Raw genomic sequence first — 13,413 nt, forward strand, 5'->3', positions numbered from 1 at the left:
TAGAAAAAGATTAGGTACTTTGAGACCTAATCTTTTTCTTTAATCGGATGCTCCGCTCCGTAAGCTCTGTCAAATTTAGTGCGACATAAACCTCAATTATTACATTCAGTCAAAATAGCCTATTAAAATCCTTAGCTTATCATTGAGTGATACATTACCTAGCTAATAATTCCCTCGAAGGATACGAAGAGTACGAATCTCAACCGTCAGTTCTTCATTTGCCGTGTGAGACACAATCACGCCATCCTTAGATTGAAGCAATTCTTTTGTCGCTTCTTTGGGGTCCTGAATAGCACGAATGAGTGCGACTTCATCCACAAACTTGGTGTTGCCTTCGGTATGTGACGCAAGGATTTGCAGCTTGACGTATTGGTCAGGATAAATCTTTCGAACTTCTTCCCATTGCACGGCTGGCACCTCCAGTTGGCTTTGTCCTTTTATTGTAATCAGAATATTATCCATAAAAAAGCTCTCCAAAACGATCCTGTTTCGTTCATGGAGAGCTTTATTACGTTACCACCTGGGCGGTTCCAGCCCAGCCTAAATATCCTTCACTCTGCCTCAGTATAAAATATTTTAAGCAGAATATTCTGGGGATAATTTCCGAAGTGCTCCCCGAAAATCGTAAGTCCGCCTTTGTTTGCAGAATTCTCATCAATACCAATCCTCAGCTTGATGAAGGGGGAGTCTTCGATCTTTAGCTCAGCGAGTGAGACTGATGATATTTTTTGACCGTCTATTCCAGTGTCTTTCTTGGTGACTCTTAAATGTTTCAAAAGGCCGTACTGGCTTAGTTCGTTATCCCACCAGGGCGGGGTTAATTTCCCGCGCACATCTGAGAAATTTCCCGGAGCCGTCCAGGTGCCTAAAAAAACATCGTTGATATAAAAAGCGATATCACTGGGCCAATTATTGTTGGAACCCGGAAACTCGGAAGAAAGCTCCAAGGATAACTCTAATAATTCCGCAGTGAAATTTCGGTTGAACTCATTCGGAATTATATATTCAACAAAGCCCTCCGCGAACCACAGCAAGGAAGTCTCGATCCGGTCATTGGAGACGAAGGTCCGTTGATCGTCTAACTTGCCGATGACTTTAGCCGGGCTGGCTAATCCACAGGTGGGATTGACTGAGAAATTAGAGTAGTATCCCAGCTTGATTTCATTTGTAATTACATTAAAAGGAAGATGGAGCTTTTGAGGGAAGTTGACGGCAATATGATCCACAGCAACAATGAAGTTCTTCTTTCTGCTGTCAGTAGCCTCCAGGTTGTCCTGGAGCTTGATGATCTTGGCGTCCTCCAGTAATCGGATATGGCGAGAGACGATAGCTTTGCTTAAATTTAGTTTTTTGGCGAGCTCACTGACCGTAAGCGGTGTGTGTAACAATAGTCTAAGAATCGAAGCTCTTGTGTCAGATGCCAGTGCTTTCAGAACAGAAATACCATGATCGTCAAGTTCTAAGAACATATGGACCTCCTCAGTGGGATACATCTTGCTTCTATATAGATTGAACTTGAAAATACACAGACAGGGAAAAGTGACGGAGGAGAATTTTGGAACTGTAGGAGCGATAGCGTCCGCCTTTGTCACCGGATTTCTGCCGCTAATAGCGGTTCAAAATCAAGAAATCTGGGGACAACAGCGGCCGGAGGGCCAAACATTCTCTGGAGTCACGGCAATCCCGGAACAGAAAAAATACAAGTACAGTCTATATATCAGTCGGTGAACATTATAACATATTGTTAACTTTTTGGTTTACAATAAACGATCTGGTTAAGCGCTGATTTTATTTAGTATACCACGAAGTTGAAAATCAGCAATAACGCTGATATACCCTTGAAAGAGCGCTTTCATCATGGTAGTATTTGCTTGCTTGGGTGAGTGTTTACTGTAAAGCACACAAAAATGTTAACTATTATTATGCATAGAACAGGGGATGAAGACAGATGACACACCGGATGGAATATCCGCGTCCACAGTTAGTCAGAGACGCATGGCTTAACTTAAATGGAGCATGGCAATTTGAATTTGATGACAGGAAGGTTGGAGCCGCAGAGCGCTGGTATGATCCAGGTGAGAATTTTAGCCAGACCATTCAGGTTCCCTTTGCTTATCAAACCCCTGCAAGCGGAATACACGATACCTCTTTTCATGATTATGTCTGGTATAAGCGTAATTTTACACTTGATCCAGACTGGTATAAGAAGCGTGTGGTATTACATTTTGGAGCGGTGGATTATAGGGCCTGGGTGTATGTGAATGGTCATTATATCGGCATGCATGAGGGCGGACACACATCATTTTCTTTTGATATCACGCATGCCTTAACCGGACAGGAGGAACAGGTCACTGTTCATGTGGAGGACCCTTCAGAGGATGAGACTATTCCCCGGGGCAAGCAGTTCTGGATAGAGAAGCCGGATAGCATCTGGTATAACCGCACGACAGGAATTTGGCAGACCGTATGGCTGGAGGCAGTAAACCCTGTTCATATTCAGCAGGTGAAGTTTACGCCCGATCTGGATCAAGGAAGCATTGGAATAGAGGTTAAATCTGAGGGATACGGATCAGAAGAATTAGATTTGGAGTTTCGTATTTCTTTTGGCGGAGAACTTGTTATTCAGGACCGGGTACGATTGTTGCAGCCTATAACACGCAGAATAGTAGATCTGTTTGGTCTGAAAATATTCCGCACCAACTTTCATCGGGCCGGCTGGACATGGAGTCCGGAAGCTCCTAATTTGTTTGATGTGGAAATGAAGCTGTACGATCATGGGGTTGAGGCGGATAGTATTGAGTCGTATTTCGGCATGCGGAAAGTTCATACAGAGGATGGTATGGTCTACCTGAATAACAAACCTTATTATCAGAAGCTTGTACTCGACCAGGGTTACTGGCAGGAAGGATTACTTACTGCGCCAACGGATGAACACCTGAAGAAAGATATTGAATTAGCCAAGGAATTAGGGTTCAACGGTTGCCGGAAGCATCAAAAGGTAGAGGACCCGCGGTTTTTATACTGGGCAGACCAGATAGGATTCCTTGTATGGGGAGAATGTGCTGCCAGTCCCTCTTTTAATAATGATGCAGTTGCCCGGTTAACGAAAGAATGGATTGAAATTATTGACCGTGATTTCAATCATCCGTGTATTGTTGCCTGGGTTCCGCTTAACGAAAGCTGGGGCATTCCGATGGTGAAATCGGATAAGCAGCAGCAGTATCACAGCCTGGCCATGTATAGTCTGATTCATTCCTTGGATGATACCCGGCTGGTGATATCGAATGATGGCTGGGAAATGACGCAGACGGACATTTGTGCGGTACACAATTATCAGCATGGCAGAGCGGATGAGCCGGATAAGTATGAAGAGTTCAAGCGGATTCTGTCCACGAAGGAAACGATGCTTGCTTCCAAGCCGTCAGCCCGCAGTGTATATGCAGATGGTTATGAGCATCGGGGCGAGCCCATCTTGTTAACTGAATTCGGCGGTATCAGCTATAAGGCCGGGGCTGACGATGGCTGGGGATATACCAGTGCGCAGTCTGCGGAGGATCTTGTGCTGGAATATGAAAGAATCATGAAGGCGGTATACGCTTCCAAGATTATTTACGGGTATTGTTATACGCAGTTAACCGATGTGGAGCAGGAGATTAACGGTCTATTAGCCTATGACCGGACACCTAAATGCGAGATGTCGTTAATTAAAGAAATTAATAGCCAATGGCATCTGCGGACTATCTAGGAACTTATTATATGATAAGGAGCTTATGAATCCATGACAAATGAAATCCTGCTTGAAAAAATTGGGCTGGTCGTAGACAGACTAATGAATCTGGGCGGTAGCGACTATGAAAAGGATAAAACCGTGGTTCAGGCCGACACAAGAGTAGGAATTGTGCAGCGCGATTTCGGTATTGAAGAATGGGATTGGCCTCAGGGTGTCGGTCTTTATGGTCTGTACAAGCTGCAGAATTATTATGGTGATGATCGCTATATGGAATTTTTCCGGAATTGGGTTTCCCGTAATCTGGAGGCGGGACTGCCTTCCAAAAACATTAATACGACCGCTCCTTATCTTGCTTTGGTACTGCTCCTGGATCGGCTTGAGCCTTCCAGCGAACTGGAAGAGCTCTGCCGGGAACATGCGGATTGGCTCATTCATGAGTTGCCCAAAACCAAGGAAGGCGGCTTTCAGCATACGGTCACTGCCATTGGCAACCGGGATGGAATTCACCTGCACAATGGACAGCTATGGATTGATACGCTCTTTATGGCGGTCCTGTTTCTGAACCAGGCCGGGCGTAAGTTCAACCGGCCGGAGTGGGCGCATGAAGCTGAACACCAGATGCTGCTCCATATCAAGTATTTGTTCGACAAACATACCGGCCTGTTCTTCCACGGCTGGAGCTTCGAACGCAATGATAACTTCGGCAGTATCTTCTGGTGCCGCGGCAATTCCTGGTTCACCTATGGTGTTGTCGATTACCTGGAAACTTGCCGGGATACGATTAGCCCGGGTATCCGGCAATTTCTGGTGGATACGTATCAGGCTCAGGTCAATGCCTTGGTCTCACTCCAGGCCGCTTCCGGTCTGTGGCATACAGTCCTGCAGGACCCGGCCAGCTATGAAGAGGTATCCGGGTCGGCCGCAATTGCCGCAGGCATCCTAAAAGGCATTAAAGCCGGTATTCTCGATTCCTCCTATCAGGCTGCGGCAGACAAGGCCATTCAGGCGGTATGTCAGAATATTAGTGAAGATGGAACGGTGCTGAATGTGTCGGCCGGAACCGGTATGGGAATGGATAAGGAGCATTACAAGAACATTGCACTTAGACCTATGGCGTACGGACAGTCCTTGGCTCTTATTGCCTTGTATGAAGCGTTAAAATAAACCTAATAAAGTGTATGACGAACCTGATGGAGGTCGTCATACACTTGTTAGATCTCGTTCTATGAACACAAATCAACTACTCAATGATATCTGTTACTGCACCTTTTGAAGCTGAGGACACCAAGCGGGCATACTTGGCGAGCACCCCGGAAGTGACTTTTAGTGGAGGCTGCACCCATGCTTGAGATCGTGTAGCCAATTCCTCTGCTGTTACATTGAAAGAAATCTGTTGCGTTTCACTATCGATGATAATAAGATCTCCAGTTTGCAGCAAGGCAATGGGTCCGCCTACCTGCGCTTCAGGAGAGACATGGCCAACCACAAACCCGTGCGAGCCGCCAGAGAATCTGCCGTCTGTAAGGAGGGCTACTTCGCCTCCAAGGCCTTTTCCTACGATTAATGCAGTTACAGACAGCATCTCCGGCATACCGGGACCCCCCTTTGGCCCGCAATAACGGATCACCAGCACATCCCCTGAATGAATTTCATCTTTGAGAATGGCTTCGGTTGCCTCCTCCTCACTGTCGTATACCTTTGCCGGTCCTTCAAAACGCAGTTTTTTCATACCGGACATTTTGGCAACAGCGCCTTCAGGCGCCAGATTACCACGCAGTACAACCAGTGGTCCATTCGGCTTCAGAGGCTTGTCCAGCGGGCGGATAATCTTCTGATTCTCCTGCAGCGGAGTTACTTCCGCAAGATTCTCTGCCAATGATTTACCGGTTACCGTCAGGCAATCACCGTGAAGAAGTCCTTCAGCGAGCAATAGTTTCATTACACCTGGAACACCGCCAATGTCATTTAAGTCTTGCATCGAGTATTGGCCGCTCGGCTTCAAGTCAGCCAGGTGTGGTACGCGCAAGCGGACCCGCTCGAAATCATCTAATGTTAAATCGACACCAACGGAATGGGCAATGGCTAACAGATGTAAGAAGGCATTCGTTGAACCCCCCAAAGCCATTACGACCGTAATCGCATTCTCAAACGCTTTTTTCGTCATGATATCTCTTGGGTAAATATCCTGTTCCAGCAGTGCTGTAACCATGCTTCCTGCCTTAATACACTCTGCACCTTTGTCAGGTGAAATTGCCGGAGTCGAGGAAGACCCCGGAAGGCTCATTCCCAATGCCTCTGCCGCAGCCGCCATGGTATTGGCAGTGTACATCCCCCCGCAGGAGCCGGGTCCCGGACACACGCTGCATTCCACCTTGTGAAGCTGCTCCTCTGTCATTTTTCCATCATGATATTGGCCGACCGCCTCGAAAGCAGTGACGATATCAACGTTCTGACCATCAAGCTTGCCTGATTGAATGGTACCCCCATACACGTAAATGGAAGGAACATTCATCCGGCCTATGGCCATAAGACAGGCAGGAGTATTCTTATCGCAGCCGCCGATCGCAACAAGACCGTCAAAGCGCTCAGCTCCCGCAACAATCTCAATCGAATCTGCTATGGCTTCACGGCTTGGCAAGGAGAACAGCATTCCCCCATGGCCCATGGAAATCCCATCCGAAACCGTGATCGTATTAAAAATAAGCGGAGCCCCGCCACCTGTACGTACGCCCTGTTTGGCCTGCAACGCTAATTCGTTGATGTGCATATTGCAGGGGGTAACTTCACTCCAAGTGCTGGCTACACCGATCATCGGCTTCTGAAAATCCTCATCAGTAAAACCTACGGCTCTTAACATCGCCCTGTTCGGAACACGATTGACACCCTCACTGATTACTTTACTGCGAATACGTAAATCCTTCTTATTTACCATTGCCTCTTCACCTCTTGTTAAAGTAATCCATGCAAGTCCTGCATGGGGCGAATAAAATTCTGCTTCATGATCACGTGTGCCCGCTCACTGTCCTTTTGCTCAAAAGCGGCAATGATTGCAGCATGTTCTTCGACTGAGGCTTGCGTAGTTGTGTTAGGCTGCTTTAAGAATAAGTATTTGTAACGCCGGATGTGAATTTGAAGCGAAGCACTGAATGAAGCAACATAAGGATTATCAGACAGCTCTACGATGAGGTTGTGGAACTGTTCATCTATCTCCATCGCCAGGTAAGCCTGACCGCTGCTGATGGCATTTGCAAAATCAAGATTAATTGCACGGAGCTGCTCAAGCTGCTCTGGTACTATTAATTTGGCGGTCATCTCGGCTGCCAACCCCTGAAGTACTGCCATCGTTGAATATAGCTTGAATATATCCACCTTTTCGATGACCGTAACTTTAGTTTCTTTTCCTGGATGAGTGGAGACAAGTCCCTGGACTTCGAGTAGCTGAAAAGCCTCGCGGATTGGAGTGCGGCTGACGCCAAGCGACTCCGCTAACTCGGCATCTATTAGCTTTTCGCCCGGCTGTAAGGTACCATCGATAATCCATCGTTGAATCAGAGAAAAAGCTCTTTCCTTCGCAGACATTCGTATCGGTGAAGCAAAATCTTTAGGCACTGGCATTAGGATCATCCTTATTGATTTGTTATATGCAATATATCGCATATGTATATTTATTTCAAGCATTGGATGTAAAGCGGCCCATGCATCGGTACAGGGTCTACGGCATAAAACCCAATAAAGGGCCTTGCACATGCCGAAACAGGGCCCGATTAAAATCAGGCCCTGCTCATTCAATCCTTCCAGGTAAGCTATTACCTTAATCCTTTACTCGTAAACCCGCACCTCAATAATTTCCGCATACGGGCTTCCGTTAGTCTCCAGGACCACCACGCGCAGGCGGTCGGTTGTTACAGCTTTGCTAAGCTTGTGTACTTGCTTGCGCTTGTGATTGTCACTTCCTGCGGCGACTGCCGTCCAATTGCCGTCCAGGTAAGCTTCAATACGGTAATCCTTGACGAGCGTCGGCAGGACTTCATATGGCGTAACATGATGATGCAGATTAATCAGATCCTCGTTGACATCGTCATTGAACGTGATGTGCACCTCGCAGAAGGTGGCAGGTGCGCTCCAGGCCAGCTCAAGCCATTCCGGCTGGCCGGAGGACATCAGCTCCGAGGACCACAGATGAGGACCGCCGTAAGGACGGAGGTATCCGTCCACTGCTTTGTCTGCTGAGAAGGCGCTCGTTGGGGCAGACAGGCGGAGGCACGGGGCTTTGTGGTCGAATTTCTTTTTGTCCCATTGCACTACGGGCTGTGCAGGCGGATTCTCGCCGAAGTCCCGCGAGGCTGCGGGGGTTTCACTATGCCCGTAGGCGAGCATCCCCGTAGCCGGCTGATCTGCCATATGCAGCGACAGTGCAGCATTAGCCTTGACGGTCAAGAATGCATTGCGCGGCGACCCGGGCTGCCACTGTAGCGGGAGCTTCACCCACTGCGCGGGTCCGGCCTGAACGGGAGCTGACGCGGACTGAATCAGCGTATGGGGAACATAGTTCTCGGGCCGTCCGGTCTCCCATAGCTCGGCAGTCAGCTCAGCGGCTTCGGTTGCATCGATCAGCAGCTCAATTCCGTCAAGCAGAGGATCAACCGGAATGGTGATGCCGATGTTAGTGGTGAGCGGTACGCTGAACGCTGAATCCTCCACGCCGAACCGGCTCCGCTCGCTGGAAGCGCTGAGCGCAGCCTTCAGCGCCAGATCGGCATCATCCTCGTTGCGTAGCCCGAGGACGGAAGCGTCCTGGCGCAGCATCGTCTGCTGCAGCTCGTTCAGGTGAGCCGCATGGAGTTCGCGCGGCGATATTCCCTTGGCGGCGCAGAGTGCCGCGCCGGTACCAGCCGCTTCGCCTATGACCGCGCAGGTGGCCATGACGCGGGTCGTGCCGAACGCTACATGTGAAGCGCTGATGTCGCGCCCGGCCATCAGCAGATTGCTGACGTTCACCGAATACAGCGAACGGAACGGGATGTGATAGCTGCCGTCCGAATACATATGCTTCGAGCCTGACTCTGTAGCGTACACTCCCTGCGGCGGATGCAGGTCAATGGACCAGCCGCCGAACGCTACGCGGTCCGGGAATTCACGCTGGGCCAGGATATCGTTCTGGTTCAGGACATAATCGCCCACGAACCGGCGGTACTCCCGCTTGCCCGGAGTCGAACCGACCCATTCCAGCGTCATATTGTCAGCATCGAATTTGCCGGAGTTCTTAATATAATCCCAGATTCCGTAGATGACTGACCACAGCTCATCGCGGATGGCCTCATTGTCATGAACGGTGTCCTGCTCTCCGCCGAATTCGATCCACCAGTAGGCGCAACCATTGTCGCCGCTGCGGATAATTCGGCGCTCGGTAATCGAAGTTTGTGTAACATCTATGGCCATAGCCGGAGCAATATATTTGACCGGATGACCTGCATCCTTGGTATAGAAGAGCAGAGTGCTGCCGAGCGTGATATCGTCTGCGACCAGCGGGGCCCATTCTTCATTATATTCCCCGCGTGCTTCACGGCCCAGCCGGTACTCTGCACCTGCCAGGAAGCCTACGAGACCATCCCCTGTACAGTCCAGAAAGACCGCGCTTTCAAAAGTAATTCTCCGCTCCGAGCCCATCATCCACCCGGTCACAGAACGGATACTCCGCTGGCCGCTGCCATCCTCGTAAGCATCGACCTCATGGACATCCGTGTTCAGGAACAGCTGAATGTTCGGCTCGGCCTTCACCGCTTCAAGCACAACCATATCCCAGAGATACGGATTGCCGTCTTTGTTGCGGTATTGGTTCTCCACAAACAGCTCGCCCATAATCCCCGTCTCACGGGCATACCGGTGAATGCCGTGCGAGGTAGCGCCGCATACCCATACCCGCACCTCGCTGCTGGAGTTACCGCCCAGCACCGGCCGGTTATTAATCAGCGCTACGCGCTGGCCCAGACGGGCTGCTGCAACCGCCGCGCATACGCCTGCCAGTCCGCCGCCCACCACTGTGACATCTGTATGGACCGTTTCACTACGCATTGTTGAACCTCTCCTTTGGTGTATGTTAATATATCCGTAGTTTCATGATAAGATAATGGATAACCAAATGACATGCAGATTATTTCTTGATCCATATACTTTATTTCATTGAAAATTCAACATAAGGAGAGTCAGACATGCGCACGAAATGGTCGGTTCGTCCGGCAGCCTATCTCTATTGGGAGCAGAAGAAACAGTTCCTGCTGGAGCATGACACTTATCCCGTATGGACCCTGTTTGCGGTTGAGCAGGGGCAATTCGCTTACCGCTTCGGAGACCACGAAGGGGAAGGAGGCTTCGGGGACCTTGTAGTATGTCCGCCCGGTACGGCCTTTTACCGGAGAACGTTTAGTCCGTTGACCTTTCATTTCATCCAATTCGAATGGGAGGAGGAGGGGGGGCCGGAAGACGATGCAGCGCTTGGCGGCAGATGGACTGTCAGGGATGCGGAGCGCCTGAGGTCTACCTACCGTTATATGCGGAATATTGGAAGAGGAATTCAGGCGGAGCCGGGCTACAGCCGGATGAAGCATATGCTGGAGGATCTCTGGAGGCTGCTTGAAATCGAGCGCAGCAGTGCATCCGGGGAGTTACCCTCTGGTGAGACAAGCCCGGGCCCGCTTATGCAGCAGGCTAAACAATGGCTGCTGGAGCACGCTTGTACACCTATGACCCTGCAGGAGCTGGCAGCTACCCTTGATATTACACCGGTTCAATTAACGCGGCGTTTCCGTGCAGCCTATGGGACGGCCCCTTCGGACTTCGTGACCGGACTCCGGCTTAGCCGGGCCTGCCAGCTCTTGGAGGATTCCAGGCTACCCATTGAGCTGATCGCCCAGCAGTGCGGCTACGAGAACGGCTTCTATCTGAGCCGGGTGTTCTCAGCGAAATTGGGATTAACGCCCTCCCGGTACCGTAAGCTGCACCGCGTATAATAACATTTGTATAATTCAGCATATTACATTATTATATAATTAGTTATTTATCTAATTTGATATGTATTAAATTAATTTTCGCTGTAGAAAGGATTGGATTGTAATGATAATAGATGCTTCTGTCACCGCCGCAAGAAATATTATGGATGCTAACCAAGGTAAGAGTTATCCCACATTTTCGTATTCGGTATTCGACCGTTATATTGCCGGGGACATCATCATCGATAAGTCTTCGGCGCTGATCGGTACTTCTTCAGGCATATATACAGTGGTGGGGGATGAAACAAATGATGACTTTGCCTCCAGGCTGCTGCACGAATTCAAGCGCAGAGAGAGGCTTAACCAGAGATTTACGTTATTTTCATCATCTGAACGATGGGACCGCAGAATCAATGAGCTGTTTGGGGCGCAGCTACAGCAAATGCAGCGGTATTCTTTTACATTCAATGAGCACCGGTTTCTACAAGACAGCAGAGCAGGTATACCCGCTGGCTTCCGGCTGCACAGGACAAATGAGGAATCGCTTGAGGGTCATAGAGAATTCGATGCAGCGTACATCCGGAAATACTGGGGATCGGTAGAACGTTTTCTGGAAAAAGGCATCGGCTTCTATGTTTCGGAACACGATGTATTTGCAGGCGAATGTGTCTCCATCTTCTCGTCTGATCAGTATGCGGAAATTGATATTGTGACGAATCCTTTGTTCAGGGGAAGGGGACTTGCTCAATGTGTTGCCGAAGCTTTTATCCTGGAGTGCTTAGAACGTCAGATCACGCCAAGATGGGACTGTGACTCTCACAATACGGCCTCCATCCGATTGGCGGAGAAATTAAATTTTGCCGCTCCGGAGACCTATTCGCTCTATGTGAGGAAGTAAGGCTAAACGGTTGTGGTAGTATCTTCATGCAGCGACAGTCAGAGACGTTATCCGTCCTCTGCTGTCGCTGTTTCTATTTTCAGGACAAGAAAGTATAAAAAACAAGAAAAAGAACATATAAAGCGCAAGAAAATTAAACTTATACGAACTATAATGGGTTATGCTTACCTATCGTTGATTGAGTATTCGTACATATTGACCGTGTGAAGGAGGACTTGCGAATTTGAGAACATTCCGTAATCCGGTGCTGCCGGGCTTCTACCCTGATCCTTCGGCCATCCGTGTAGGTGAGGACTATTATCTGGTCACTTCAAGCTTTGAATTCTACCCCGGGGTTCCGGTCTTTCACAGCAGGGATCTTGTCCACTGGCGCCAGCTGGGCCATGTGCTCGACCGGCCGTCCCAGCTTAATCTGGATGGAATTCTTCCGTCAAGGGGGATTTGGGCGCCGACCCTCCGGTACCATCAAGGTCTCTTTTATATGATCACGACGTTTGTTGATAATGACAAGCAGCTGCATAATTTCTATGTAACCTCCGCTGATCCGGCGGGAGACTGGTCCGATCCTGTCTGGCTGGAGGATGCGCCCGGCATTGATCCTTCCTTGTTCTTCGATGATGACGGGAAGGTCTATTACACCGGTAACCGGGTTCCTCCCGAAGGCCAGGATTATCCGAAGCATATGGATATCTGGCTGCAGGAGATCGATCTGGTGCAGGGCAGACTTACCGGACCGAAGCATAGCCTCTGGCAAGGGGCCCTGAAGACCGCACACGCCCAGGAAGGGCCGCATATCTATCATGCCGGGGGATGGTATTATCTGCTGATCGCCGAGGGCGGCACGGGCCACACCCATGCGGTAACGGTTGCCAGAAGCCGGAATGTGACGGGCCCTTATGAGGGACACCGGGCCAATCCGATCCTGACCCACCGCCATCTCGGCAGGGATTATCCCATCGTGAACACCGGCCATGGGGAGCTTGTGGAGACGCAGCACGGGGACTGGTGGATGCTCTGCCTGGCCTCCCGGACCTGCGGGGGATATTACCGCAACCTGGGCCGGGAGACCTTCCTGACTCCGGTCAAGTGGGAGGACGGATGGCCGGTAGTGAATCCCGGCAAGGGTGTAATTGAGCTGGAGGAGCCAGCGCCGGATTTGCCGGTGACGCAGTGGCCTCCGCTCCCGGTGTGTGATGATTTTGCTGCCGGGAAGCTTAGTCCCGTCTGGAACTTCCTGCGCACACCGCGCGGTGAATTCTGGAGTCTCAGCGAGCATCCGGGACATCTGCGGCTGCGGCTGAAGCCGGAGGTGCTGACGGAGACCGGCAATCCGTCTTTCATCGGAAGACGCCAGCAGCACTTAAGCTTCAGAGCGGCAGCGGAGATGCGCTTCCAGCCGGAGGCCGCAGGCGAAAGCGCCGGACTGGCCCTGATCCAGAATGCGGACAACCACTTCCGCTACGAACGGGCGCTGGAAGATGGCAGGCAGGTACTGAAGCTGACCGTCCGCAGCAGAGGAGCTGAACAATTGCTGGCCTCTGCGCCGTATCCGCTGGATAAGGTACAGCTTAAGGTAGAAGCCCGGGGGCAGGATTACAGCTTTTTTTATAGAGCCGCCTTGTCTGACACCTGGACTGCACTGCATGAACGGGCAGACGGCCGGGTGCTGAGCACGGATTGGGCCGGGGGCTTCACCGGGGCTTATCTGGGGATGTACGCCAGTGCCGGTGGGGCGCAGAGCAGCAATGCTGCGGATTTCGGCTGGTTCAGCTACGAAGAGCTTGAATAGACAGAGAAGG

10 protein-coding genes are annotated in these 13,413 nt (G+C 50.4%); 5 read left to right on the forward strand and 5 right to left on the reverse strand.

Annotation, left to right across the window (positions count from 1 at the left end; translation table 11 throughout):
* Positions 1-162: 162 nt before the first annotated feature.
* Positions 163-462, reverse strand: coding sequence for a hypothetical protein (locus MHH28_RS31725; protein ID WP_405109606.1), 300 nt, complete (start codon positions 460-462; stop codon positions 163-165).
* 89 nt (positions 463-551) lie between these two features.
* Entirely contained in the window at positions 552-1,469 is a 918-nt protein-coding gene (locus tag MHH28_RS31730) for an ArsR/SmtB family transcription factor (protein ID WP_405109609.1), read from the reverse strand.
* Positions 1,470-1,948: 479 nt separating this feature from the next.
* On the opposite strand from MHH28_RS31730, the gene MHH28_RS31735 reads away from it, so the two are divergent.
* Positions 1,949-3,745: a glycoside hydrolase family 2 protein gene (locus tag MHH28_RS31735; RefSeq protein WP_405109612.1), complete on the forward strand. Its 1,797-nt coding sequence runs from the start codon at positions 1,949-1,951 to the stop codon at positions 3,743-3,745.
* A gap of 33 nt (positions 3,746-3,778) precedes the next feature.
* Positions 3,779-4,894 carry a glycoside hydrolase family 105 protein gene (locus tag MHH28_RS31740; protein WP_405109615.1) on the forward strand — a complete coding sequence of 372 codons (1,116 nt, stop codon included), beginning with the start codon at positions 3,779-3,781 and terminating at the stop codon, positions 4,892-4,894.
* A 76-nt stretch (positions 4,895-4,970) separates the two neighbouring features.
* On the opposite strand, the gene ilvD is transcribed toward MHH28_RS31740, so the two are convergent.
* The 3 genes from ilvD to MHH28_RS31755 form a co-directional block, all read right to left on the reverse strand.
* Positions 4,971-6,662, reverse strand: a complete 1,692-nt coding sequence (gene ilvD / locus MHH28_RS31745; protein ID WP_405109618.1) for a dihydroxy-acid dehydratase — start codon at positions 6,660-6,662, stop codon at positions 4,971-4,973.
* A gap of 17 nt (positions 6,663-6,679) precedes the next feature.
* Positions 6,680-7,345 carry a GntR family transcriptional regulator gene (locus MHH28_RS31750; protein WP_405109621.1) on the reverse strand — a complete coding sequence of 222 codons (666 nt, stop codon included), beginning with the start codon at positions 7,343-7,345 and terminating at the stop codon, positions 6,680-6,682.
* 204 nt (positions 7,346-7,549) lie between these two features.
* Complete coding sequence (locus MHH28_RS31755; RefSeq protein WP_405109624.1) at positions 7,550-9,802, reverse strand: FAD-dependent oxidoreductase; 2,253 nt, start codon at positions 9,800-9,802, stop codon at positions 7,550-7,552.
* A 137-nt stretch (positions 9,803-9,939) separates the two neighbouring features.
* On the opposite strand from MHH28_RS31755, the gene MHH28_RS31760 reads away from it, so the two are divergent.
* From MHH28_RS31760 to MHH28_RS31770, 3 genes are all read left to right on the forward strand, one after another.
* Positions 9,940-10,737, forward strand: coding sequence for a helix-turn-helix domain-containing protein (locus MHH28_RS31760; RefSeq protein ID WP_405109627.1), 798 nt, complete (start codon positions 9,940-9,942; stop codon positions 10,735-10,737).
* A 103-nt stretch (positions 10,738-10,840) separates the two neighbouring features.
* Positions 10,841-11,614, forward strand: a complete 774-nt coding sequence (locus tag MHH28_RS31765) for a GNAT family N-acetyltransferase (protein WP_405109630.1) — start codon at positions 10,841-10,843, stop codon at positions 11,612-11,614.
* Positions 11,615-11,837: 223 nt separating this feature from the next.
* Positions 11,838-13,403, forward strand: a complete 1,566-nt coding sequence (locus tag MHH28_RS31770) for a glycoside hydrolase family 43 protein (protein WP_405109633.1) — start codon at positions 11,838-11,840, stop codon at positions 13,401-13,403.
* Positions 13,404-13,413: the final 10 nt, after the last annotated feature.

Source organism: Paenibacillus sp. FSL K6-1217, assembly GCF_045040735.1.
Classification (GTDB): domain Bacteria; phylum Bacillota; class Bacilli; order Paenibacillales; family Paenibacillaceae; genus Paenibacillus_AQ.